Origin of the sequence: Mucilaginibacter sp. OK283 (assembly GCF_900110415.1) — a bacterium.
In the GTDB taxonomy this organism is placed as follows: Bacteria; Bacteroidota; Bacteroidia; order Sphingobacteriales; family Sphingobacteriaceae; genus Mucilaginibacter.
This window is the reverse complement of sequence record NZ_FODR01000006.1, coordinates 141,719-165,653: the sequence shown is the minus strand read 5'-3', so window position 1 is coordinate 165,653 and position 23,935 is coordinate 141,719. Positions and strand designations below refer to the sequence as shown.

The following is a 23,935-nucleotide window of genomic DNA, read 5'->3' as shown; positions in this document are numbered from 1 at the left end:
ATCTTCATAAATATCTGCCTTCTAATGAAATATATTACACATACCATCATGAAAAAAAGTGCTGCCTATTTAGCGGGCTGCGCGTTAATACTATCGTCGTTACCTACCTTGGCGCAAAATACGCCTATTTATAAAGATGCTTCGCAATCGATTGATACAAGAATAAAGGATTTGATAGCTAAATTAACATTAGAAGAAAAGGTATCCTTATTGGGCTACAGGAGCAAGGCAGTACCACGTTTAGATATACCTGCTTACAACTGGTGGAACGAAGGTCTACACGGCGTGGCACGCGCCGGCGATGCCACCATATTTCCGCAGGCCATTGGTATGGCGGCAACGTTTAATGAAAAACTGGTTGATTCCGTGGCCGATGCGATCTCGACCGAGGCAAGGGCCAAATACAACTTATCCACATCATTAGGGCGCCGTTTGCAGTATATGGGCCTCACCTTTTGGACACCCAACATCAACATCTTTCGCGATCCACGATGGGGACGCGGGCAGGAAACCTATGGCGAAGACCCGTTTTTGACCGCGCACATAGGATCGGCATTTGTACACGGGATGCAGGGCAAAGACAGCCGTTACCTGAAGGCGGCTGCTACCGCCAAACATTTTGCAGCGCATAGCGGCCCCGAAGCTACCCGCGATTCCTTTGATGCTATTGTTGATGAAAAAGACATGCGCGAAACGTACCTGTATGCATTCCGCGCATTGGTAAACTCTGGTGTAGAATCTGTGATGACAGCTTATAACAGTATCAACGGCGTACCAAACTCTGTAAATAAAAACCTGGTAACAGATATTTTAAGGAACGAATGGGGCTTTAAAGGGCATGTAGTTACAGATTGCGGTGCACTTGACGATGTTTTTTTAGCTCACAAAACCATCCCGACAGCTGTTGAAACGGCGGCCGCGGGCATCAAGGCCGGTATCGACCTGGATTGTTCGTCGGTTTTCCAGGGCGACCTGGTGAAGGCTGTACAGCAAAAGCTGTTAACAGAAAAAGAAGTTGATGTAGCACTATCCCGTATCTTAAAAACCCAGTTCAAATTAGGCTTTTTTGACGATGGCGGTGCGGCTCCATTTAAAAATTACGGTGCCGATAGCATCCACAACGATGCTCATATTGCGCTTGCCCGTAAGGTTGCGCAACAAAGTATGGTATTGCTAAAAAACGATAACAATATACTCCCGTTTAAACAAGGCCAATACACCAGCTTTATGGTATTAGGCCCTAATGCGGCCGCTTTAGATGCGATGGTTGGCAGTTACCATGGTGTGAGCAGCAAAGTAGTAAACTTTGTAGAGGGCATTACCGCCAATGTAGATAAGGGTACCCGTGTAGAATATGACCTGGGCTGCGATTATCGCGACACTACCCATTTTGGCGGTATCTGGGGTGCAGGCAATGCCGATGTAACCATCGCCGTAATAGGCTTATCGCCCGTATTGGAAGGCGAAGCCGGGGATGCTTTTCTGGCTGAATCTGGCGGCGACAAAAAGACGCTGAGCCTGCCTGCAAGCGAAATAGCCTTTATGAGAGAATTGCGTAAGGGTGTAAAGAAACCTATCATTGCTGTAATAACTGCCGGCAGCGATGTAGATGTGGCCGCGATAGCGCCATATGCCGATGCCATTATTTACGCGTGGTACCCCGGCGAACAAGGCGGAAACGCTTTGGCAGACGTTGTTTTTGGAAAGATAAGCCCGTCGGGCCACCTGCCGCTTACGTTTTATAATTCGGTTAAGGATTTACCGGAATATACCAGCTATAGCATGAAAGGCCGTACCTACCGCTACTTTGGTGGCGCTGTACAATATCCATTCGGGTTTGGCTTAAGCTATACTTCGTTTAGTTACGAGGCCGCTTCCGCACCGGCCAAGCAATATGCGGCCAAAGATACCATTAGTATAACTATTAAAGTTAAAAACACGGGCAATATGGACGCCGATGAAGTTGTACAAGCTTATATTAAATATCCAAATTTAGACAGGATGCCGGTTAAAGAGCTGAAAGGCTTTAAAAGAGTAAGTGTTGGCAAAGGAAACGAGCAACTGGTAACCATAAAAGTACCGGTTAAGGAGTTACAAAAATGGGATTTGCAAAAGCACGGCTGGAAGCTTTATCCGGGGGATTATAAGCTGATTATGGGCAGTAACTCGGCCGACGAAAAGCTAAGTGCCAGCTTTAAGATAACTGGTAAATAGGAAGTAGTCGGTAATAACTAAGACATTAAAAATAGCCGCCCGGCTTTCAGGGTGGCTATTTTTGTTTGGAGTCTGATCGCTTGCCAAGACAAAGTTTTCTTGATTCTTTTCCCTGGTGTTGCCTGCGGCCCGGGATTTTTGTTCATACTCCTGCAGACATTACGCTCGTTGGCCGGTATCCACGCTAATCCAACGCAAATTTGTCAGAATCAGAATTTACAGAATTCAAGAATTTTCAGAATTGCCTACCTTGTTCGCCAATTTACTCGAAACTCGAAACTCGAAACTCGAAACTCGAAACCCGAAACCCGAAACCCGAAACCCGAAACTCGAAATCCGAAACTCACAACTTCTCCTCATCCTCCTTCTTTTCATCAACCATTTCAACAAGGGTTTCGTTATTATTAAAACGTTCTTCGTTTTTGGCAAGTATGGGGGCTGCGCCAGCAATAGAGATGCCAGTTACAGCCAATAATAAAAACAGGCTCAAGCAAACAAGCCTGAGGAGCTTTTTTAGCTTTTTCATGCATATAGCAATATGCTCAACAAACGCCGAGACGTGTTAGGCGGGTAAGAAATTTTTACTTATTCCATTAAATGGATAAACAGGAAGGCACTAAGCGATAGCGGGATATTCCTGATCGACAGGATACCAAAGCAGGATAAATTGAAAATTGGCAATGCTTTTATGCACTAAAAAAAGATGCTTTAAATGCACATATCTACCGGCAATGATTTTATTATAAACAGAAATCCGGGTGGCCGGTTTTTTTTTACAGTTAAATGAACAGCGGTTCTGCTACAAAAAGCCAGGGCAGCCCTTTTGTAGGTTATCCCCATCCGGCCTGCAGTTTCTCTAACCGCCAGGGCTTCGTTATTCACTGGCCCTGTTGCCAATCGGTTATTGTTTATATAACCCGAAATTGCAAAAAAGCTCAACAACAAAGTAAACGCCAGCAACCCATGCCTGGCCTTGTTTTTTATGCTGATTAAGATTTCGTGGTTAAGCATGGATAAATATAGTAAATGATAACTTAAATGCGCGTCGGGCCAACTAAAAACAGGCAGGTTGTAATATCTGGCGAAATTCAAGATAAACAACCTAACCTAACTCAATCAACCTAATCAACCACTCACCCAATCAATCCAACCCAATCAACCATATTTAACAATAAGTTAATATATTAGCAATAGTTAATTACATAATAATCACCAAGTTTGACACGCAGTTAATAAACATATACTTATACATTAATCACCTAAAAAACACACTATGCTAAAATTTACAAATCCGAGGCTGCTTTTTGCTGCCTTAGCTTTGGCCGGAGCGTTGGCTTCAGGCTGTCAAAAAAATGCAAACCAACCGGTTCAAAATGCTGCCGACAACCAAACAGCATCGGTAACAAAACTTAAAATCCAGGCGGTATCACTTACCCAGGGCTTCGAAGTAGGAGCAACCAGCCCTAAAACGGCTTATGATGTATCGCCTACAGGCTCAAGCAGCGGCGACAACGTTACACTATCGGGCAACTCATGGAATTTGTATGATGCCTTAATTGGCAACTTATCGGGCGATTTAAAAGCGGGCTCGTGGGCAGCACGCATCCGTAATACCGGTAAAATTACCATGTTGTTTGATGTTACTACCGGCATTAGCACCGTTACCGTAAAAAGCGGTACTTACGGCACCGATGGCGCAAGCACATGGGGACTGTTTTACTCTGTAAACGGCGGTAGCAGCTGGACACAGGCCGGATCAACCATTACCAGTACTACAACCTTAACCTTATCAACTTTTACAATCACCGGTGTAACCGGCACGGCGCGTATAGAAATCCGCAAACTAAGCGGTAGTACAAACCGTATAGATATTGATGACATTACCATAAACGATAATGGAGGCACCGGTGGTGGCGGCACTGTACTTACAGGCAAAAAATTCCTGTTTGATGCAAGTCATTTGGAAAATGCAGGCAGCGCCGATTGGCAGATTGATGCCGATGGCACTGAAAGTGTACCAATTTACACCGGTGGTACCACTGTAGAAACAAAAGCCCAAAGTATCCCTACCCCATCTTATACAGGCATAACATCAAGTACTGCGGAAACCTATTGGAAAGGCGCTATTTCGTCATGGGCTGTTGAACTGGTGAAACGCGGCGAGTTGGTAGAATCATTGCCAAGCGGATCGACCATTACCTATGGTACAGCAAACGCGCAGGATTTGAGCAATTATGATGTATTTGTGGTTGTTGAGCCTAACCGTTTATTCACTGCTGCAGAAAAAACCGCTTTAATGAACTTTGTTGCCAACGGTGGCGGCTTATTTATGATAGCCGACCACACCGCGGCTACAACTGCCGGTACCGATGCCAATGGCTACAACCCGTCTGACAGGGATGGCGATGGTTACGATTCGCCCCGTGTCTGGAACGATTTGATGACCAACAACGGCATCAATAACAACAATCCTTTTGGTTTCAATATCAATTATGTTGATATCAGCGAAGGGCCTTCAACCAACGTTTATACAGGCACCAATACCAATGCGCAGATAGTATTAAACGGCGCGGCCGGTACGGCTTCAAAACTGGCTTTCTATAACGGTTCAACCGCTACCTTGTACCCTGCAAATAATTCAAGCGTACAGGGCTTATTCTGGCGCAACAGTGATACTAATGGCGGTACTGCCAATGCAATGGCGCTTTTAGCAACATACGGCAGCGGCAGGATTGTATTTATTGGTGATAGCTCACCTGCCGATGACGGCACAGGCGATACTAACGACAGCTTATTTAACGGCTGGTCGGGCGATGCGCCATCGGGGTATACTTCGCACCCTGCTTTGCATTTAAACGCTTCGCTGTGGCTGGCTAAGGCGCAGTAATTAGCCTCACCTAAACCTCTTCAAAAAGGAAGTACCTTAAATAAACAAAATGTCTTGTTACTTAAATGTAATGAGACATTTTGTTTTGTATAGTGCTCAAAGGACTCTTATTATTCATTAAATCAAAACAACATCAATAGTTCATTGGTTACACAAATACACGCATTGTCAATTGCTATTACTTAAACAAAACATCACCATCATGAAAAATTACGAAAGCTTACTTGATGCCACCAATGATCTTTTCAAACGGGGATATACAGCTAACCTTAGCCTCGAAGGCGACACCATAGATGATAAAGCCCAGGCAATTCATATGGGTGCCGACGATTTTATAATTGACGAGTTTTACCGTTTTGAAGGCGCCAGCAATCCCGATGATATGTCTATAGTATATGCGGTGTCATCACCAAAATATAAGCTAAAAGGCGTATTGGTGAATGCCTATGGCACCTATGCCGACGATAGTTCATCTGCCATACATGCTAAGCTACGTCACGGCCAGGTAAGCCATAATTTGCACGGAGAGGACAGACCGCATGCGTAATTAGATATGCGGATGTGCAAATTTCAGATGTGCAGATTTCAAATGTGCAAATGAAGTCTTCTGATAATCATCTGCACATCTGTACATCCTAAAGCTCATCATCTGGAATCCGTGGCATACCTGCACATCCGCAGCTCAATCATCTGCACATCTGAAATCTGAAATTTGCACATCTGAAATCTGCACATCTACAAGCTCTTCAATATTTTTTTCCCGCCTGCTTGTATGGCTGCGCTGCCGTTACGCATTAAAAATTCCATTTGAGCGGTAAGTTCTTCTTTAACCCAGGGGAATGAATCCTTTAAATTGAATAAGGCATAAGCTGCAAATATTTTCACAGCAACCTTTGCCCTGGGGTTTATCATCCAGTCAAACAGTTGCTCAACCACTGGTTCAAAATTGATTTCCTGAAGCTTTAATTGTAACGACTCCGGGGTGTTTGCATCAGTAATGTGCATTATTATTTTTGCATAATGACGCTGGCATCCAGGATGTCTCACTTCACCGAACCGCGAGATCATATAGTGCAGATCGTTAAGATAACTTTCCGGTTCGGTTAAAAAAACGTTTTCCAGGATCCACACGGCCCTAAAGGCGATAGCTTTATCGGGGTGAAAAGTAATATCGATCAAATCATGCAATGCAAATTGCTGCGCCTTCAATATCCGGCTTAGCTCAAGCACTTTGGGCTTGCCAATAATATTGGCTATTTGCTTGATTAGTTCAGATTTGGTCATTTACTTATAAAGATAAAAACACTTTTATAAATATATGATAAAGCTTAAGTCCACCAAATAAAAAAAGTGATACCCATAACAATTTGTTAATGAAAGCTTAAAGCAAATACAACTTGTAACTTAATATTATTTCATTATAATTGTAATAAACAATAATATACAAAACACCATGACCAATTCAATTCTTGAAATCACCGAAAACGAATACCTGATAAAGCTAAACAGGAGCAATTTCAACCTGTCGTTCATCAGGAGTTTATTAAAGATGGTTGAAGTGGCCAACCCAAGCGACGAAAGCGAGTTTTCTTATAGCGACCGTATAATCCACCCTTATCAAAACCACTCCGCCACAGCCGACTATTTTAGCGCTATTGACGAAAAATAAAAGAGACCCGGTTTTGGGTCTCTTTTATTTTTTATCTTTTTTCCTTTGATTTTATTGCATCTATTTATAATCCGGATTAAAACTGGCGATATCCGCCTCTTACTACCTGTTTATCCATTTGGGCCAACTGGCCTTTCATCATTTTTATCTGTTCGGTAAGTAATTTATTCTTATCGTCTTTTGATGCTTCAGATAAATACATCTGCGCTTCGCGTTTGTTGCGTTTTGCCATCGAGATACCTGCCAGGCTCAATTTAGCCAATGCAATATTGTGCGACATTTTCATGCCCAGTTGCAATGATTTCTTAAAATATTTTTCAGATTTCATCGGCGCTTTGCGCGATTCGATCAAACCGATCAGCAAGTTATAATAACCGTGCTGATTCTTATGTAATTGCTTTTCATAGTCGGTAATTTTCAATAACCAGGTCTCAGCTTTTTCAGAATTCTCTTTGCGCAAAAAATATTGCGCCAGGATCATGTTTTCGTTAAAAAAGAAACTTAACAGTACAATGCCACCAAATAACAATACTAAAATCCCCCAGCCCCAAAAGCTAAAAGCACAAAGCGCAACGGCTGCGCCAAAGAATACACACGCTACTACTAACCGAACGATATTTGACATAATTTGCTTTACTATATATTAAGCGCAAATATCTGTTTATTTGTACGCTAAATCAACATCTATAAAAATATTTATGGCTAATTCATTAGACCCATCATGGCAGGCAGTTTTACAACCCGAATTTGACAAACCTTACATGGTAAAACTGAAACAATTTCTGCTAAAGGAAAAAGAATCGGGACAAATAGTTTACCCCAAAAACGCCGACATTTTTAACGCCTTTAATACCACTCATTTTGATGATGTTAAAGTGGTTATCCTGGGCCAGGATCCTTACCACGGCGCACACCAGGCACACGGGCTATCATTTTCGGTACAAAAAGGGATTGCTATCCCGCGGTCGTTATCCAATATTTACAAGGAATTAAAAACCGATATCCCGGGCTTTACCATCCCAACACACGGCAACCTGGAAGAATGGGCCAAGCAAGGCGTATTGCTATTGAACGCCACGTTAACCGTTAGGGCAAGCACACCAGGCTCGCACCAAAAACAGGGCTGGGAAGAATTTACCGACGAGGTTATCAAAACCATATCCGATAAAAAACAAGGTATCGTATTTATACTCTGGGGAGCCTTCGCCCAATCAAAGGCAGCACTTATTGATGACAAAAAGCACTTCATCATCAAAAGCGCCCACCCATCCCCCTTCTCGGCCGACAGGGGCTTTTTTGGCAGCAAGCCATTCTCAAAAACAAATGAGATATTGAGGAAAGAAGGTAAGAAAGAGATTGATTGGCAAATCAGGTAATTTGAAGATTTGAGAATTTGAAGATTTGAAAATGGTCGGCGTTAAATAATTTTCAAATTCTCAAATCTTCAAATTCTCAAATTAATTAGTATTCCAGCGGCACTATCGGCTCCTTTTTACTGGTCGACATGATCATCATGGTTTGGAAAGTTTTTACAACCGTAATGCGGCTTATTTTTTCCATGATTAATTGCTCGTATGATTTAATGTCGCGCACGTAGCACTTCAGTAAAAAATCGCACTGGCCGGTTACGTGATGGCACTCGGTTACTTCTTTGATGTTTTTTATCTCATCTAAAAAAGTTTGGATGGTGTTTTTTTGATGAAAATCCAACGAAATCTGGATAAAAGTTTTAATACCCAGGCCCAGTTTTTCTTCATCAACCAGCGCATGATAACTTTTAATGTATTCGGCATTTTCCAGCTTACGCACACGCTCAAGCGTTGGTGCCGGCGAAAGGCCAATTTCGTTGGACAATTGAAGGTTGGTTATCCTTCCATTTTCCTGTAATATCTTTAGTATCTGTAAGTCTATTTTATCTAATTCAGCGCCCATAGTGTTGCAAATATAATATATTCCGCATTTCACGAAATTAAATTTTAATTAAAACGAGTAAAACAAAAATATATTTCTCTACTCTTCATATTTTAGATTAGTCTAAATTTTTTATTAGATTTGTATAAATGAACACGTTAGCCGAGGAAAACTATTTAAAATGCATTTACCACCTGGCAACAGGCGCCGGAATGGCCAGCACCAATCAAATTGCAGCATCATTAAATACCAAGGCTTCATCGGTAACAGATATGCTGAAAAAGCTGGCAGATAAAGCCCTGATTAACTATACCCGTTACCAGGGCGTAAGTCTTACGGCTGCAGGCGAGAGGATAGCCATTGGCATTATTCGTAAGCATAGGCTGTGGGAGTATTTTTTGGTTGAGAAGTTGAACTTTAAATGGGACCAGGTACATGATATGGCCGAAGAAATGGAACACATCTCTTCGGAAGAATTAATTGACCGGCTCGACGAATTTATGGGCCATCCAAAGCACGACCCGCATGGCGACCCGATACCAGATTGCAACGGCAAATTTAAATCGGCCGAGCTTAAGCCGGTTTCGGCATTAACAATTAACGATTGCGGGGTTATTTCGGGAGTACGTGATCATACATCGCCATTCTTACAATACCTGGAAAAGCAGCAGCTTACCATTGGCAAAAAAATAACCATTACCGATATCATCGAATATGATCATTCGGTGGCATTAAAGCTCGATACAGATAAAGAAGTACACATCAGCCGCGAGGTTGCCAATAATTTACTGATAGCCCTATGAGCAAAAACAATACAAATGATAATCATTCTTTAGGTAACGTACACAGTTCGGTTAACCCCGAGAGTTTAACCGGGTGGCGTAAAATTATGGCCTTTTTAGGCCCGGCCTACCTGGTTAGCGTGGGCTACATGGATCCCGGCAACTGGGCAACCGATATTGCCGGAGGCAGCGCCTTTGGTTATAAACTCATCTGGGTTTTGTTTGCTTCAAATCTCATTGCTTTGTTACTACAATCGCTGGCCGCCCGGCTGGGCATAGTGCGTGGGCTGGACCTGGCACAGGCCTCTAAGAATGCCTACCCTCGTTTTGTAAATTTTTGCCTGTATATATTGGCCCAGGTTGCCATTATAGCCTGCGATCTGGCCGAAATCATCGGTATGGCCATTGGCCTAAAGTTATTATTTCATTTGCCACTCATCTGGGGTGTATCGCTTACTATAACTGATACTGTGCTGATGCTTTATTTGATGAACAAAGGCATGCGCAAGCTGGAAGGTTTTATTATATCAATGATCTTCATCATCGGCGTTTCGTTCCTGGTAGAGATGTTTATTGTTGGGCCGCAGGTACTGGATGTTGCAAAGGGGTTTATCCCCAGCAATCTGTTTAAAAATGATGCGGTGAGCCAACAGATGTTATACATCGCTATTGGCATTATAGGTGCTACGGTAATGCCACATAACCTTTACTTGCACTCGTCGCTGGTACAAACCCGAAAAATTACCCGTACCGAAGAGGGCTTTAAATCGGCCATAAAATTCAACCTGTTTGATACCGTCATCGCGCTAAACCTTGCTTTTTTTGTAAACGCAGCCATATTGATCCTGGCGGCTACCGCTTTTTTTAAAAACGGTTATTTTCAAGTTGCCGAAATACAGGATGCCTACAAACTGCTGGAACACATATTTGGCCGTATAGCGCCCGTATTGTTTGCTATCGCCCTTATTGCATCGGGGCAAAGTTCAACCATTACTGGTACCCTTGCTGGCCAAATCATTATGGAGGGCCATATTAACCTGCGTATTGAACCATGGCTTCGGCGATTGCTTACGCGGGTATTAGCTATAGTACCGGCAGTATTCACCATCATATACTTCGGAGAAGATGCTTTGGGCAGCCTGATTATTTTAAGCCAGGTGGTATTAAGCCTTCAGCTTGGTTTCGCGGTAATTCCGTTAATCCACTTCACATCCGATAAAAAGCGGATGGGAAATTTCGCCATCAGCCTTAAAGTAAAAATATTAGCCTGGGCAAGCGCAATACTTATAGTTGGCCTTAATGCCAAACTGGTTTATGACCAAATTGGCGATTGGCTGAAAGGCAACCCACAAGCTGATTTATACATTTATATTTTTGTTATACCAATAGTTATCGGGATAGCATTGTTGCTGGTTTATGTATTTTTAAGACCGATGCTTTATAAACATACCGATAAACCTATCTACGTGCCGCATGGTATTGCAAATTCCATTAACGAGCTGGACGCTGTTATATATAAACACCTGGCCATCACCATCGATTTTTCGAAAAACGATAATGATTGTATGCGCCATGCCATTATGCAGGGAGGCATACACGCTACCTATACCCTTATACACGTAGTAGAAACCGCCGGGGCCCGTTATTACGGCGGCCAGGTAATGGACAACGAAACCCAAAGCGATTTTGACAACCTGGATAAATACGTGCAGGTTATGAAAAATTTAGGCTACAAGGCCGAAGGTGAGATTGGCTTTGGTAACCCGGCAGATGCCATTGCCGATATTGTGAACAAAAACGGGATAGATTTTATTGTGATGGGCTCGCACGGCCACAAAGCTTTAAAAGACCTGATATTTGGAACAACAGTAAATTCAGTACGGCATAAGGTTAATGTGCCGGTGTTGATTGTGAAGCCACAAAAAGGGTAACCCAACCTAAATAGCGGAGCTTTCATGAGCGCCTATTAAAAATAAAATTGCGAATAATCCTCCCCTTCAGAGGAGGATTTAATAAAAACCAGCAAAAGCTTTCGCTATTTAAGTAAGATAGAGAGCGGGTTATTTTTTTGTAAGTTTGCAAGCTTTACATCAGGATACAATGGCCGAGGATAAAATATACATCAAAAACAAAAAAGCTTACTTTGAATACCACGTACTGGATAAATACACGGCCGGCATAAAATTGCTGGGTACCGAAATTAAATCCATTCGCGAAGGCAAGGCCAATATTAATGATGCATTTTGTACTTTCATTAACGGGCAGCTATATGTGCGTAACCTGCACATATCCGAATACTCGTACGGCTCGTTCTACAACCATGAAGCCAAACGCGACCGCGTGCTGCTACTAAACAAAAAGGAGCTCAAAAAACTGCTCACTCGCGGTGAAGAAAAAGGATTAACCATTATCCCCCTTGCGTTATTCATCAGCGAACGCGGTTTTGCCAAGCTGGAAATCGGTTTAGCACAAGGTAAAAAAACCTTTGATAAGCGGGATACTATGAAAGAGCGTGATACCAAAATTGAAATGGACAGGGCGATGAAAAGGTAACTTGATTTGGGATTTGGGATTTCAGATGTTCGATTTCGGATTTAGAAAATGTATTATTCTAAATTTAAATCAAATCTCAATTTAAAAATCCGAAATCGAACATCCCAATTCCGAAATTTTTATTACCAGGCCTTATCCCCTACCAGCGGCACAAACCTGAAGGTATCCAGCACAATTTTTTCATAGTCATGCTCAGCCACTTTTAGGATGGTTACCATTTTTTGGGTGTCTTCGTCGCCTACGGGGATTACCAAAATACCACCAATTTTCAATTGTTTTAATAACACATCGGGTACTGTGGGTGCGCCGGCGGTTACAATAATTTTATCGTAAGGGGCATATTTCGCTATGCCGATAGAGCCATCGCCGCAAAAAAAGTTGGCTTTATAACCCATCTTTTCGGGTAATACATATTTTGTTTTTTCGTAGAGTTTTTCCTGCCGTTCGATGGTGTAAACGGTAGCGCCCATCTCTAACAAAACACAGGTTTGATAACCCGATCCTGTTCCAATTTCCAGCACCTTATCGCCCTTGCGGATGTGCAATAACTCTGTTTGATAGGCTACGGTATAAGGTTGTGAAATGGTTTGCCCCTCGCCTATCGGGAATGCGATATCTTTGTAGGCCTGGTTCCAGAAAGTTTCGGCAAAAAAATAGTGGCGGGGTACGGTACCAATTGCTTTTAACACTTCCTTGTCCTGGATGCCCTTTTTCTCCAACAAATCAACCAGCCGCTTACGGGCACCTTTTTCGCGATAATTATCGATGTACTTTTGAGCCATTACACAGTAAAGTTAGCAGGATTTTGGTGATTTTGGGAGAGGGATTGAACAGCAAATCGTAAACACTTATGTGTTAACCAGTAAATTTCCCGTTTGTCATCCTGAGGTACGAAGGATCTATCAGTCGTGCATGACTGATAGAAAAGTTCGTGAATAGATCCTTCGTACCTCAGGATGACAGTCTTTTATTTTTTAGTGTTATCTTCCCTTCAGAATCCGTGGATTTTACCGCTCAGAATGACAAAATGGAAACATTATTTAGTAGGGATCAACATCCGGCTGTACAATACTCCCTTTACTCAGCTTAGTGGTTTGAAACTGCACAATCACATCCTTTAGTATCGCCTTTGCCTTTACAATCGAAATCCCATCCTTCTCAAACTTTAACATGATGGATTTGATATAAAAATTACGAATGCGGCTAATCAACGGCGACTCGGGACCAATTACTCTTTCGCCGAAATGTTTACGTAGCTCATTAGCCAGGTAAACCGACTGGTTATACAGTATTTCGGGGTTTTTATGCTTGATATCTAAATTAATAATACGGTAGAACGGCGGGTATTTGAAGCTTTTACGCTCGGCCATTTCTGTGTAGTACAAATCGCTGTAATCATTAGCAATTACCTGTTTAATAACGCGATGGAACGGATCATAAGTTTGTATCACCACCTTTCCCTGCTTGCCCCTGCGGCCTGCCCTGCCGCTTACCTGGGCAAGCATCTGGAAACTGCGCTCATTGGCGCGGTAATCCGGAAACTTGAGCAGGCTATCGGCATTGATGATCCCGATTAAGGTAACGTCGCTAAAATCGAGCCCCTTGGCTACCATTTGGGTACCTACCAGTATATCTATCTTTTTTTCCTCCAGGTCATTCAATATGGTTTGCAGCGAATTGCGTGCACGCGTGGTATCCAGGTCCATACGGGCAATACGGGCATCGGGCAACAGCAGGCTTAATTCATCCTCAATTTTTTCGGTACCAAAACCCTTGTATTCCAGGTGTGTTGATCCGCAGGCCGGGCAAATAGATGGCGAATCTTCCTTATAACCGCAGTAATGGCAATGCAGCTTGCCGCTGCTTTTATGATAAGTAAGGCTTACATCGCAATTGATACATTTGGGCGTAAAGGCGCAAATTTTGCACATGAGCACCGGGGCATAGCCACGCCGGTTCTGAAACAGGATAACCTGCTCTTTATTAGCCAATGCTTCGGTTATACCGGCCATCAACACGCTGGTAAAATGCGATTGAATTGTCTTTTGCTTCGTTTCCGTAGCGATGCTCACAACTTCCACATCAGGCAACTCTACCCCTCCAAAACGCTCGGTAAGTTCTGCAAAACCATATTTTCCGGTTTTCGCATTATGATAACTTTCAAATGATGGCGTAGCCGAACCTAACAAAACTTTGCCATGATGCATGTTGGCTAAAAATATGGCAGCATCACGGGCGTTGTAACGGGGAGCAGGATCAAACTGTTTGTACGATGTTTCGTGCTCTTCGTCAACAATAATCAACCCAAGATTATTAAAGGGCAAAAACAGGGATGACCGGGCACCCAATATCACCTTATAATCGTTGTTGAGTACTTTTTGCCAAACCTCTACCCGCTCATTATCATTAAAACGGGAGTGGTACACACCAATGTCGGCGCCAAAATAGATGCGCAGCCGTTCTATGATGTGGGTGGTAAGCGCAATCTCGGGCAACAGGTAAAGCACCTGCCTGTCGTTGCGCATCATCTCCTCTATCAGCCTGATATAAAGCTGCGTTTTACCAGACGAAGTTACTCCGTGAAGCAGCGTAACATCTTTTTCGAGGAATTGCCGCCCTATGCTTTCCAGCACTTCCGTTTGTTGCCCGCTTAAGTCAAAGTTGGTAATGGCATCCAAATCTTCCTCAAAATGAAGCCGGCTTACATTTTTTTCAACCGCGAATAAAATTTCTTTTTCTATAAGCGATTTTATGCTCGATTCTCCAGCCCCGCTCTCCTCAATCAGTTCATTTTTGGTGACAGCCTTTTGGGTACGCGATAGTTTGATGTATGCCAGCAAGGCATCAGCTTGTTTAGGCGCGCGTTTTTCCAGTATCGGAAATAGTTCGCGAAGGTTATCGGGATTGTTATAAACCGGATTTAGGGTAATAAAAGTACGTTTACGGGGCTTGTAACGCTCACTTACTTCTTCGCTGATGTGGATGAGGTTTTTCTCAAACATCAGCTTCAAAATAGGCATAACCGTTTTTTGACCTAACAGTTTAGCAATGTCGCTGATGGTTAATTCAGGCTGAATATCCAGCGCCTCCACAATCAAAAACTCCTTGTCGTGCAGCGCGCTCCGGTCTATATCAAATTCCTTATTAAGTTCTATTTTGGTTTCGCTGGCCAGTTTCAAGGCCGCGGGCAGTGCAGCATTCATTACCTCGCCTACGTTGCACATATAATAATCGGCCACCCATTGCCAAAAATGCAATTGGTGGGGCGTAACCACCGGCAGGTTATCCAATATGTCAATAATATACTTGGCCTCGTATTTTTCAGGCGCCAGTTCGCTGATGTGTTTAACAACTGCAGTATAAAGCTTGCTTTTACCAAACTGCACCACTACCCTTTTGCCAATGGCAATAGCATCGTTCAGTTCAAAAGGTACGCGGTAAGTGTAATTTTTTGAGATAGACAGCGGCAAAATCACCTCTACAAAAAGCGTTTTACGATCAGTGTGCTCAAATTCGGTAAACTCTAACATTTGTTTTTAGCAGAGTCAAGAATTAAGAGTCAAGAATTAAGACAACGCTGGTCTATTTCCCGTCTAAATCCCTGATGGTGAACTTTTAAATTTTGCATGTTAAAATTGATCGAGAGTTAGAATTCAAAAATGGTTACCAATTTTCCGTCTTGACTCTTGATTCTTAACTCTTGATTCTTATTTAATTTCCCTATCGCCCAAGGCAGCTATCGCCATCATCAGCCAGCCTAAAATAAACAGCAAGCCGCCCAATGGTGTTACCGGGCCCATGTATATCAACCAGCTCCAGCCTATGATACTGCGGCAGCTTAACAGGTATAATGACCCCGAAAAAAATATTATCCCGAAGGTAAACAGGTAATAAGCGGCTTTAATCAGCTTCCCCTTTGACTCTTTAAAGGTAGATAGAAAAAGCAGGGCAAATACGTGGTAAAAATTATATTGTACGGCAGTGTGCCAAACCTCTAACTGGCTGGGTTGCAAAACTGCTTTAAGCCCATGCGCCCCAAAAGCACCGGTTATTACAGCGAGCATTCCTAAAAGCGAAGCGGTGACGATTATTTTTTTGTTCATGCAGATATAAAAAGCTAAGTTAACCAATTGAAAGTATTACTTTAATGCCGCAGGGTAAAATTCTATCTTTGTAAAGCAAACTGCTATGAGACGACTGATAGTAACCACCATAATTTTACTGGCTGCCACTGTATTTATAACGGTTGTATATTTTAAAAATTTAAACCCGCCAGGGGTACGCAATAACCAGGTAATGCAAAGCATTCCAGATAACGCGGTTGCAGTGTTTGAATTTAACAACGAAAAAGGCTTTTATGATATTTTTAATGGCAACCAGCTGTTAGCCGCAACTGTTGGCAAACAAAAATTAAGCGATTTGGATACCATACGCAGGTTGCTTATGTTGTCCCCGCTGTCTGATCAGTTTTTTTCGGGCCAAAATGTATTTATCTCCGTTCATCCGTCAGATACCGGCGATATAGGATTATTGATAACCACAACGGCATCTGTTGGTTTTGATCCAAACTCATTTAACCAGATAACGGGGCAATCAAAAGGTGCGCTTTCAATTACTATTAACCACAATGCTATCGGGCCCGAATACGATATTTTGATAAAAGGTATCAACAAGCATTTTTATATCATTAAAAAAGAAGATAATATTTTTGTAGGCAGTTTTTCAAAAGCGTTGATAGATTTAAGCGCATTATACAAAAGCGACAAAAGCAAAACCATATTTGTCCCTCTGCCCGATCAGCAAAACGCCAACTCGCTGGCCAACTTATACATCAATTACGGCCAGTTGTCGCCCCTGTTTGATGAGGTTTTTAAAAACAATAATACCGATATTTTCAAAAGCTTCCGTTTATTGCCGGCCGTTGCCGCCCTGAGCATAAATTATAAAAACGACGCTTTAATGTTTAACGGGATAACCAGTTTAAACAATCACAACTATAGCTATTTAAACCTGTTTACCAAGCAGCAGCCTGTTGACAATCGCTTGAAAGATATGTTCCCCGCAACTACGGCCTATAGCATTTGCTTTGCCGTATCCGACCCGCAAAAATTTGAAGCCGATTTGTCCCAATGGCACTTTAAGGCAGGCGTAAACGCCGAAAAGGATAAGCTTTTCGGTAAAATTAAACAGGAAACCGGCCTGTTGTTAAAAAACGAATTTGAGCCCTTATTAAGTAATGAATTTGCGGTGGTGACAACCCGGTACCAGGAAAAGTTTGCCATTATTTCGGTTAAAGATGGATCAAAGCTATTGCCTTTGATGACTAATATCAGCACCATGGTAAGCGATGGTATAGGGCAGTTTAATTACGAAAAAATACCTTTTTTTTTACTGGGCGATGCTTTTAGCATTTTCAGAAAACCTTATTTCATGGTCATAGATAACTACCTGGTGCTGGCTGCGTCGCCATCAGAACTAAGCAGCTATACCGATACCTATATCAACCGTAAATTCATCAGCAAAACCGGGCAGTATAACGAGTTTGACAATTTGCTGGCCGAGCGAAGCAATGTTGCTTTTTTTATCAACTTTAAAAACGCACAGCCGATATTAAAGCGCGACCTTAAAAACCCATTTTATGACGCCTTTGAAAACAACCACCCCGGCTGGAAAGATTTTTACGGGGCGGCTTATCAATTTACAGCGTCTGACAAGAACTTTTACACTAATTTTTGCATGAAAATAAACAATATTGACACCGCGGCGTTTACTAAAAAAAATTAATTTGGCGGGTTCACAACCAATTTATGCCAAAATGCGTTAAAAAGCTTGATTATTTTACCCTTTTTTACAGATAACCAGTTTTGAATTTTATCTTTAAAAAATCAAAACGGACTAAGGCTCGCGAGATATAATATGAATAAAATTTACATCGTTTTTTTCTTTTTGCTCATTTCTTTCTCGGCCTCGGCCCAGCAATTTTCTCAGTATAACACTGGCACGCTTTATGATTCGTTCGAAAACCCATCGGTAAGATCATTTATACCCGACTCAAGCAGGCAATATGCATTTAATTTTTTCATACCCAACTTTAATGCCAATGCTTACGTAACGGGAGATGTACAGCAGGCACTTAAAAACCGTTTATTTGCTTCCGATCCCAAGTACAAAGCAAACGCACTTCAAATCGGTAAAAGCAAGTACAACCACTTTAATGCTAATGTAAATGCTTATGGCATTATGCTTAAATCATTCACCAGCCTTAACGGCGATGTGGAAATGGGCTTCTCATACCAATTAAAAGCAGAAAGCCGCGGCCTTGTATCTGATGAAACGATTGCTTTGTTTGACGATGTACGTAATTTTAAAGACAATCCTTACGACGATATTTTTAACGATCATTTTCAAATGCAAACTTATAACCAGATCAGCTATTCGTACCGCGAACGGATTAATAAGCAGTTTGCCTTTGGTTTTAAACTGAGTGCGCTGTTAGGTATAAAATACTCAAAATTTGATATTACAGGTTCGCACGCAGTGTTTGATTCGGTTAACAACGCAGCAACCCTAAGCATGCGCGGCCGCTATTATTCAAGCTACATACCAGGCCAGCCATCTGCACATGATTACCTGCCTACCTTTCGAAACCCGGGTGCCTCTATAACCATTGGAACATCGTATATAACCGACGATAAAATAACCATACAGGCCAATATTAAAGATTTAGGTTTTATCCATTGGAGCAGCCGTTCGCTTGCCGCTGATTTTGATAACACTACAACCATCACCGGATTAGGGTCAGGCCGGCGGGAAGACAGCATTTACAACGCAGTAATTAAGCTGTTCCGAAGCACCGAAGCGATGTCAAAAATTGGCTCATTTACCACAAAAACAAATGCCAGGGGCGAATTGAGCGCATCAAAAACATATTGGATAGACTACGACAATAATTTTAAATACACGCCAACCCTAATTGGCTCCAAAGAGTTTTGGTTTACCGGGTTTACTGCTGCATTGGTTAACCATGTGCAGTATCAAAATTATACCGCCACAATTACTGCCAGTTACGATGATATGAAGTTATTTAACTTAGGCGCCCAACTGATGTATAAAACCCCCAATTTTGAAGTTTACGGAGGCTCCGAGAGGCTTATTAACACGGGCAGGCTTGCTTTTGCCGCGCTGGGCAACCAAACACAAATAGATCATATTGGCACCTACTCGGGTATGGATATATTTCTGGGTTTTTCGTTGAAATTTGGTGCCGTAATTGAGCACCCCATGAATTCAAGCTACATCCCTATGGGCGAAAAAGGTTTCTTTGGCAGGCTTTGGGGACGATTGTTTAAAACAGGCAATTAAAAAAAGAGCCAGGAAGCTATAATCAAGATACTTCACTTATTTGTTGTTACATTAATTTTCATCGTTAACCGAGCTCGATACAGCTTTGTTAAATTGATATTCCGTCGTTAATCCTCGGACTGTTAATTATTTGCCTGTTTTTTTTGATTTTTTGATTTTAATTATGATATCTTTGTGATATCATTTTAAAATCAAAATAAATCACCATGGACTCCGAAAAAACCATCAATCCACCATCTGGCTTTGCGGCTTTTGCCTTACTGCTTGTTGTATTGGCCGTAGCTGCCGTTTGCTTATTTATTGGCGAAGAGCCAATAGGTTCCATATTAGGTATACTGGGTTTTATTTTCATACTGCCCGGGCTGGTTATAGTAAACCCCAACGAATCAAAAGTGCTTACCCTTTTTGGTAAATATGTGGGTACCGTAAAAAAAGACGGCTTTTTTTGGGTAAACCCTTTTACCGTAAAAAGAAAAGTTTCGTTAAGGGCATTTAACCTTAACGGGCAGCAATTAAAAGTAAACGACAGCATTGGCAACCCTATTGAAATTGCTGCTGTTATTGTGTGGCAGATAAAGGACACTGCCAGCGCCGTATTCGCGGTCGAAAATTATATCCAGTATGTAAACATACAAAGCGAAGCTGCCGTAAGGCACCTGGCCAATTCGTTCCCTTATGATAACCTGGAGGACGAAACCGCCACCATTACGTTACGCGGAGGTGCCGAGCAGGTAAGCCTTTTGCTGGAAAAAGAATTAAATGAAAGGCTCGATCGCGCCGGCATTGAAGTATTGGAAGCAAGGATCTCGCACCTGGCCTACGCACCCGAGATTGCGCACTCTATGTTACAGGTACAACAGGCATCGGCTATTATTGCCGCCCGCAGGCTTATTGTTGAAGGCGCTGTAGGCATGGTGGAGATGGCGCTGAACAAGCTGTCAGAAAAAAACATTGTAGAGCTTGACGAAGAAAAAAAGGCGGCCATGGTAAGCAACCTGCTGGTTGTATTATGCGGCGACAGAAGCGTTAACCCCGTTGTAAACACAGGCACTTTATATCATTAATAACATGGACCTATTCAGAAGTTTTGACCAGCTGCGCACCAACCAGCTTGTCATCATCAGAAATGGCTTTTTCAGGCCATCGTTTGAACTTAGTGACGGGCAGTTTAGCTATGGCAAACTAAGCTATGGCAACATCTGGAAAACCACGATGATATTGGAGTCGGCACAAAAAACATGGATTATAAAACGCAAGGCCATTTTTAGCCGCACTTTATTGATAAAAGATGCTAACGAAATAGAATTGGGTGCTATAACCCCCGAGATATTATCCCGTAAGGTAAAACTGAGCATGAACAATGGCTTTGAAGCTGTGTATGCCTACAAGAAGCTTTTTACCCGCACGTTTAGCTTAACAAACGATCAATATGGCGACATTTTAAGTGTAAAAACCGCTGTGTGGGGCTTTAAAAAGCCATTTGAAGTATCGATAGACCTGGATAAGCTGAAAAGCATTCCTGATATGCCGTTGCTTGTACTTTTGGGGGTAAATTTAATTTTGATAAAACAAGCGCAGGCCGCTGCCGCGGCGGGGAGTTGATATGGCTGAGAAAAAGGCATTTGTATTACGCATTAATCCCGATGTATTAAAGGAACTGGAAGCCTGGGCTGCCGAAGAATTCAGAAGCACCAACGGGCAAATAGAATACCTGATGCAACAGGCACTGCTTACACGTAAAAAAGGGGCGAAGAAGAAAAAGGGCGATTGATTTAGTTCATGGTTCATGGCCGAAAGGGGTAAATTAATGGCGCACGGCCGGCATTTTAATAAATATAAGTAACCCGGCAATGAACTATTATCCATGAACCATGAACAATACGCCATGAACCAATTATTATGCATGCATAGCTTTTAACTCTCCTCAAAATAACTAAATTTGCGCTACCAATTTTAATGAGGGACACATGAAAGAAGTAGTTATAGTAGCCGCCACCCGTACGCCTATTGGCAGTTTCGGTGGCAGCTTAGCCACTGTAGGCGCCACGCAACTTGGGGCGCAGGTTATCAAATCGGCAGTTGAAAAGGCCGGGTTAAAACCAGATCAGATACAAGAAGTTTATATGGGTAATGTAATGTCGGCCAATTTAGGCCAGGCGCCGGCTACCCAGGCAGCTATATTTGCCGGCCTACCCTATTTACCTGCCACTACGGTTAATAAAGTTTGCGCTTCGGGCATGAAAGCTATTATGCTTGCTGCGCAAAGCATCGCCCTTGGCCAAAACGACATTGTGGTTGCCGGGGGAATGGAAAGCATGAGCAACGTACCTTATTACTTAGATAAAGCCCGCAACGGCTATCGCTTAGGCAACGGGCAAATTATTGATGGCCTGGTAAAAGATGGCCTTTGGGATGTATATAATGATTACCACATGGGCTCGGCAGCCGAACTTTGCGCCGTTGATTGCAACATCAGCCGCGAAGACCAGGATGCATTTGCCATTGAATCATACAATCGCGCACAAAAATCCCAGGCAGCTGGCAAGTTCAAGGATGAAATAAGCCCTGTTGAACTAAAAGATAAAAAAGGCGATGTCACGATGTTTACAGATGACGAGGAACCTAAAGCCGTTAAGTTTGACAAAATCCCTTCATTAAAGCCCGTATTTAAAAAAGATGGCACTGTAACGGCTGCCAATGCATCAACACTAAATGATGGCGCGGCGGCTTTAGTATTAATGAGCCGTGAAAAGGCTGATGAACTGGGCATTAAACCGCTGGCCCGTATTTTAGCATATGCCGATGCACAGCAGGCGCCGGAATGGTTTACCACCGCCCCATCAAAGGCCATCCCATTAGCATTACACAAAGCTGGTTTGTCATCAGATCAAATCGATTTTTTCGAGATAAACGAGGCCTTCTCTGTTGTAGCCATCGCTAACAATCAATTGTTGAAGCTCGACCCCGCAAAAGTTAACGTAAATGGCGGTGCGGTTTCATTAGGCCACCCGCTGGGTGCATCGGGTGCGCGAATCATTGTTACCTTAATTAACGTATTACAACAAAACCAGGGCAAATTGGGGGCCGCCGGAATTTGTAACGGCGGCGGCGGCGGCAGCGCAATGGTTATCGAAAATTTACGTTAGTAGGTTTAAATACCAGTGTATAGCAGGTGATGAAATTTTGCGAAATATTGAAGGGAAGATGACATTCAAAAATAAAAGACTGTCATGCTGAGGAACGAAGCTATTCGCCAACTTTTTAGCGGTCATGCATAGCTGATAGATCCTTCGTACCTCAGGATGACAGGAAATTGGATGTCACAGGTAGGCACGGCGGATTCGCGAACTTTTCTATCGGTCATGCATAGCTGATAGATCCTTCGTGTCTCAGGATGACAGGCAATTTGCATACGCACATCGTGCGGCAAGCTCAGAATCAACAGCCCCCCGCATTATGAACATCTTATACCCGCGATAACCAATTTTAGAAATATATAGTTATATTTAGAACAAAATCATATTAATACCGTGATTAAAAAGCTTCTTACATCCCTCGCATCCATCCTGCTTTGTATTCATACCTATGCCCAGCACTCTGACGAGAACGCGCATATTAAACAGTTAAAACTTTACGAAGACACCCTAAAAAACTTAGGTAAAACCTTCATTAACGACGAAAACGACCTGGCACGCAAAAACGCCAACTATAAATTTATTAAAACGATGGTGAGCGCCTTAAAAACACCCAACTCGTTCCTGTATCATTTTGATTCTGTTAAAACCATCAGCATCATCAACTCGCCCGATAACCGGTTCCGTATTTTTACATGGCCTATTATGAACGAGGATGGCAGCTACCGTTTTTACGGCACCATACAAATGAATACCGGCGGTTTTTTAAAAATGTACCCTTTAGAAGATTACTCTCCCTTTTTAAAAAACCCCGAGGATTCCGTGGTAAATAACCGCAAATGGCTGGGCGCGCAGTATTATAAAATTGTACCTGTTTACGCCGCCAAAACCTACTACATTTTGTTAGGCTGGAAGGGCAACACGGTAAAATCGACCAAGAAAGTAATTGACGTGCTTTCATTTAATGATGCCGGGCCGGTATTTGGCATGCCGGTATTTGATGGCAACGGCAAAACCCGCAAACGTGTAGTATTTGAGTATGCCCGCCAGGCCTCTATGCTGCTAAGGTATGTACCCGAACAAAACCTTATTGTGTTTGACCACCTCGCCCCGCCTGATGCCAAAGAAAAAAACAAACCCGAAACCTTTGGACCCGACCTAACTTACGATGGCTATAAATTAAAGAATGGCCGTTGGGTGTATGTTGAACAGCTGGATATGCGCAACGTGCCTGATAATACCAGCAATACCGTCGATCCTCAGTATATCGACCCCAAAAAACAAGCGCTACGCGATAAAAAACTTGTTCCAACATCACATTAATTTTAGAATTATAGCCACCTTACCGGCTAATAATCAAAACAATCCACAGATAGCTTGTAACACTTTCGGTATAAAATTTTGATTTAAAAGATTTATACTA

Annotated in this window: 23 protein-coding genes; 15 read left to right on the top strand and 8 right to left on the bottom strand. The window is 42.5% G+C overall.

Annotated features, from left to right (window positions below; genetic code table 11):
- Nucleotides 1–48 precede the first annotated feature (48 nt).
- Entirely contained in the window at nucleotides 49–2,214 is a 2,166-nt protein-coding gene (locus BMX56_RS15780; RefSeq protein ID WP_090650440.1) for a glycoside hydrolase family 3 N-terminal domain-containing protein, read from the top strand.
- A 343-nt stretch (nucleotides 2,215–2,557) separates the two neighbouring features.
- Here the strand turns inward: BMX56_RS15780 and BMX56_RS30220 are convergent, their stop codons facing one another.
- A complete protein-coding gene (locus BMX56_RS30220; protein WP_090649936.1) occupies nucleotides 2,558–2,740 on the bottom strand; it encodes a hypothetical protein in 183 nt (60 codons plus the stop codon).
- 182 nt (nucleotides 2,741–2,922) lie between these two features.
- Nucleotides 2,923–3,225, bottom strand: a complete 303-nt coding sequence (locus BMX56_RS15770) for a hypothetical protein (RefSeq protein ID WP_090649934.1) — start codon at nucleotides 3,223–3,225, stop codon at nucleotides 2,923–2,925.
- Nucleotides 3,226–3,487: 262 nt separating this feature from the next.
- Between BMX56_RS15770 and BMX56_RS15765 the strand changes: the two genes are divergently transcribed.
- Nucleotides 3,488–5,101 carry a hydrolase gene (locus tag BMX56_RS15765; RefSeq protein WP_090649930.1) on the top strand — a complete coding sequence of 538 codons (1,614 nt, stop codon included), beginning with the start codon at nucleotides 3,488–3,490 and terminating at the stop codon, nucleotides 5,099–5,101.
- Nucleotides 5,102–5,303: 202 nt separating this feature from the next.
- Nucleotides 5,304–5,648: a phosphoribosylpyrophosphate synthetase gene (locus BMX56_RS15760; protein ID WP_090649927.1), complete on the top strand. Its 345-nt coding sequence runs from the start codon at nucleotides 5,304–5,306 to the stop codon at nucleotides 5,646–5,648.
- A gap of 188 nt (nucleotides 5,649–5,836) precedes the next feature.
- Here the strand turns inward: BMX56_RS15760 and BMX56_RS15755 are convergent, their stop codons facing one another.
- On the bottom strand, nucleotides 5,837–6,385 hold the full coding sequence (locus BMX56_RS15755; protein WP_090649925.1) for a hypothetical protein: 549 nt from the start codon (nucleotides 6,383–6,385) through the stop codon (nucleotides 5,837–5,839).
- A gap of 169 nt (nucleotides 6,386–6,554) precedes the next feature.
- Here BMX56_RS15755 and BMX56_RS15750 point away from each other — a divergent pair, with 169 nt between their 5' ends.
- Entirely contained in the window at nucleotides 6,555–6,770 is a 216-nt protein-coding gene (locus BMX56_RS15750; protein WP_090649923.1) for a hypothetical protein, read from the top strand.
- 76 nt (nucleotides 6,771–6,846) lie between these two features.
- Here the strand turns inward: BMX56_RS15750 and BMX56_RS15745 are convergent, their stop codons facing one another.
- On the bottom strand, nucleotides 6,847–7,395 hold the full coding sequence (locus tag BMX56_RS15745; RefSeq protein ID WP_090649920.1) for a hypothetical protein: 549 nt from the start codon (nucleotides 7,393–7,395) through the stop codon (nucleotides 6,847–6,849).
- A 73-nt stretch (nucleotides 7,396–7,468) separates the two neighbouring features.
- On the opposite strand from BMX56_RS15745, the gene ung reads away from it, so the two are divergent.
- Complete coding sequence (gene ung, locus BMX56_RS15740; RefSeq protein ID WP_090649919.1) at nucleotides 7,469–8,146, top strand: uracil-DNA glycosylase; 678 nt, start codon at nucleotides 7,469–7,471, stop codon at nucleotides 8,144–8,146.
- A gap of 85 nt (nucleotides 8,147–8,231) precedes the next feature.
- Here the strand turns inward: ung and BMX56_RS15735 are convergent, their stop codons facing one another.
- A complete protein-coding gene (locus tag BMX56_RS15735; protein ID WP_090649916.1) occupies nucleotides 8,232–8,702 on the bottom strand; it encodes an Lrp/AsnC family transcriptional regulator in 471 nt (156 codons plus the stop codon).
- Between the two features lie 128 nt (nucleotides 8,703–8,830).
- Between BMX56_RS15735 and BMX56_RS15730 the strand changes: the two genes are divergently transcribed.
- From BMX56_RS15730 to smpB, 3 genes are all read left to right on the top strand, one after another.
- Nucleotides 8,831–9,484: a metal-dependent transcriptional regulator gene (locus BMX56_RS15730; protein WP_090649913.1), complete on the top strand. Its 654-nt coding sequence runs from the start codon at nucleotides 8,831–8,833 to the stop codon at nucleotides 9,482–9,484.
- Nucleotides 9,481–11,394 carry an Nramp family divalent metal transporter gene (locus BMX56_RS15725; RefSeq protein WP_090649911.1) on the top strand — a complete coding sequence of 638 codons (1,914 nt, stop codon included), beginning with the start codon at nucleotides 9,481–9,483 and terminating at the stop codon, nucleotides 11,392–11,394. Before BMX56_RS15730 ends, BMX56_RS15725 begins: the two co-directional genes overlap by 4 nt.
- 169 nt (nucleotides 11,395–11,563) lie before the next feature.
- Entirely contained in the window at nucleotides 11,564–12,016 is a 453-nt protein-coding gene (smpB, locus tag BMX56_RS15720) for an SsrA-binding protein SmpB (RefSeq protein ID WP_090649909.1), read from the top strand.
- A 122-nt stretch (nucleotides 12,017–12,138) separates the two neighbouring features.
- On the opposite strand, the gene BMX56_RS15715 is transcribed toward smpB, so the two are convergent.
- From BMX56_RS15715 to BMX56_RS15705, 3 genes are all read right to left on the bottom strand, one after another.
- Entirely contained in the window at nucleotides 12,139–12,798 is a 660-nt protein-coding gene (locus tag BMX56_RS15715; RefSeq protein WP_090649907.1) for a protein-L-isoaspartate(D-aspartate) O-methyltransferase, read from the bottom strand.
- Between the two features lie 258 nt (nucleotides 12,799–13,056).
- Nucleotides 13,057–15,546 (bottom strand): replication restart helicase PriA, encoded by a 2,490-nt coding sequence (gene priA / locus BMX56_RS15710; RefSeq protein ID WP_090649902.1) that lies wholly within the window; start codon nucleotides 15,544–15,546, stop codon nucleotides 13,057–13,059.
- A 177-nt stretch (nucleotides 15,547–15,723) separates the two neighbouring features.
- The gene (locus BMX56_RS15705) at nucleotides 15,724–16,119 is read right to left on the bottom strand and encodes a DUF423 domain-containing protein (RefSeq protein ID WP_090649898.1); all 396 of its coding nucleotides are present in this window, start codon (nucleotides 16,117–16,119) and stop codon (nucleotides 15,724–15,726) included.
- Between the two features lie 85 nt (nucleotides 16,120–16,204).
- Between BMX56_RS15705 and BMX56_RS15700 the strand changes: the two genes are divergently transcribed.
- The 7 genes from BMX56_RS15700 to BMX56_RS15670 all read left to right on the top strand — a co-directional run bounded on the left by BMX56_RS15700 (nucleotide 16,205) and on the right by BMX56_RS15670 (nucleotide 23,835).
- Nucleotides 16,205–17,800 carry a hypothetical protein gene (locus BMX56_RS15700; protein ID WP_090649895.1) on the top strand — a complete coding sequence of 532 codons (1,596 nt, stop codon included), beginning with the start codon at nucleotides 16,205–16,207 and terminating at the stop codon, nucleotides 17,798–17,800.
- Between the two features lie 132 nt (nucleotides 17,801–17,932).
- Nucleotides 17,933–19,378, top strand: coding sequence for a DUF5723 family protein (locus BMX56_RS15695; protein ID WP_090649893.1), 1,446 nt, complete (start codon nucleotides 17,933–17,935; stop codon nucleotides 19,376–19,378).
- A gap of 206 nt (nucleotides 19,379–19,584) precedes the next feature.
- A complete protein-coding gene (locus BMX56_RS15690) occupies nucleotides 19,585–20,442 on the top strand; it encodes an SPFH domain-containing protein (protein WP_090649890.1) in 858 nt (285 codons plus the stop codon).
- A gap of 4 nt (nucleotides 20,443–20,446) precedes the next feature.
- Nucleotides 20,447–20,980 (top strand): hypothetical protein, encoded by a 534-nt coding sequence (locus tag BMX56_RS15685; protein ID WP_090649887.1) that lies wholly within the window; start codon nucleotides 20,447–20,449, stop codon nucleotides 20,978–20,980.
- A 1-nt stretch (nucleotide 20,981) separates the two neighbouring features.
- On the top strand, nucleotides 20,982–21,149 hold the full coding sequence (locus BMX56_RS15680; protein ID WP_090649884.1) for a type II toxin-antitoxin system antitoxin: 168 nt from the start codon (nucleotides 20,982–20,984) through the stop codon (nucleotides 21,147–21,149).
- Nucleotides 21,150–21,345: 196 nt separating this feature from the next.
- Entirely contained in the window at nucleotides 21,346–22,524 is a 1,179-nt protein-coding gene (locus BMX56_RS15675) for an acetyl-CoA C-acyltransferase (protein ID WP_090649881.1), read from the top strand.
- A 384-nt stretch (nucleotides 22,525–22,908) separates the two neighbouring features.
- Nucleotides 22,909–23,835, top strand: a complete 927-nt coding sequence (locus BMX56_RS15670; RefSeq protein WP_090649880.1) for a hypothetical protein — start codon at nucleotides 22,909–22,911, stop codon at nucleotides 23,833–23,835.
- The last annotated feature ends 100 nt before the right edge of the window (nucleotides 23,836–23,935 follow it).

Bases quoted from the DNA above. Each gene is read 5' to 3' on its own strand.
- BMX56_RS15780 (WP_090650440.1), top strand. From the start codon at position 49: ATGAAAAAAAGTGCTGCCTATTTAGCGGGCTGCGCGTTAATACTATCG.
- BMX56_RS15725 (WP_090649911.1), top strand. From the start codon at position 9,481: ATGAGCAAAAACAATACAAATGATAATCATTCTTTAGGTAACGTACAC.
- BMX56_RS15770 (WP_090649934.1), bottom strand. From the start codon at position 3,225: ATGCTTAACCACGAAATCTTAATCAGCATAAAAAACAAGGCCAGGCAT.
- priA (WP_090649902.1), bottom strand. From the start codon at position 15,546: ATGTTAGAGTTTACCGAATTTGAGCACACTGATCGTAAAACGCTTTTT.
- smpB (WP_090649909.1), top strand. From the start codon at position 11,564: ATGGCCGAGGATAAAATATACATCAAAAACAAAAAAGCTTACTTTGAA.
- BMX56_RS15730 (WP_090649913.1), top strand. From the start codon at position 8,831: ATGAACACGTTAGCCGAGGAAAACTATTTAAAATGCATTTACCACCTG.
- BMX56_RS15760 (WP_090649927.1), top strand. From the start codon at position 5,304: ATGAAAAATTACGAAAGCTTACTTGATGCCACCAATGATCTTTTCAAA.
- BMX56_RS15680 (WP_090649884.1), top strand. From the start codon at position 20,982: ATGGCTGAGAAAAAGGCATTTGTATTACGCATTAATCCCGATGTATTA.
- BMX56_RS15715 (WP_090649907.1), bottom strand. From the start codon at position 12,798: ATGGCTCAAAAGTACATCGATAATTATCGCGAAAAAGGTGCCCGTAAG.
- BMX56_RS15705 (WP_090649898.1), bottom strand. From the start codon at position 16,119: ATGAACAAAAAAATAATCGTCACCGCTTCGCTTTTAGGAATGCTCGCT.
- BMX56_RS15765 (WP_090649930.1), top strand. From the start codon at position 3,488: ATGCTAAAATTTACAAATCCGAGGCTGCTTTTTGCTGCCTTAGCTTTG.
- BMX56_RS15745 (WP_090649920.1), bottom strand. From the start codon at position 7,395: ATGTCAAATATCGTTCGGTTAGTAGTAGCGTGTGTATTCTTTGGCGCA.
- BMX56_RS15755 (WP_090649925.1), bottom strand. From the start codon at position 6,385: ATGACCAAATCTGAACTAATCAAGCAAATAGCCAATATTATTGGCAAG.
- BMX56_RS15695 (WP_090649893.1), top strand. From the start codon at position 17,933: ATGAATAAAATTTACATCGTTTTTTTCTTTTTGCTCATTTCTTTCTCG.
- BMX56_RS15700 (WP_090649895.1), top strand. From the start codon at position 16,205: ATGAGACGACTGATAGTAACCACCATAATTTTACTGGCTGCCACTGTA.
- BMX56_RS15690 (WP_090649890.1), top strand. From the start codon at position 19,585: ATGGACTCCGAAAAAACCATCAATCCACCATCTGGCTTTGCGGCTTTT.
- BMX56_RS15675 (WP_090649881.1), top strand. From the start codon at position 21,346: ATGAAAGAAGTAGTTATAGTAGCCGCCACCCGTACGCCTATTGGCAGT.
- BMX56_RS15735 (WP_090649916.1), bottom strand. From the start codon at position 8,702: ATGGGCGCTGAATTAGATAAAATAGACTTACAGATACTAAAGATATTA.
- BMX56_RS15750 (WP_090649923.1), top strand. From the start codon at position 6,555: ATGACCAATTCAATTCTTGAAATCACCGAAAACGAATACCTGATAAAG.
- BMX56_RS30220 (WP_090649936.1), bottom strand. From the start codon at position 2,740: ATGAAAAAGCTAAAAAAGCTCCTCAGGCTTGTTTGCTTGAGCCTGTTT.
- ung (WP_090649919.1), top strand. From the start codon at position 7,469: ATGGCTAATTCATTAGACCCATCATGGCAGGCAGTTTTACAACCCGAA.
- BMX56_RS15685 (WP_090649887.1), top strand. From the start codon at position 20,447: ATGGACCTATTCAGAAGTTTTGACCAGCTGCGCACCAACCAGCTTGTC.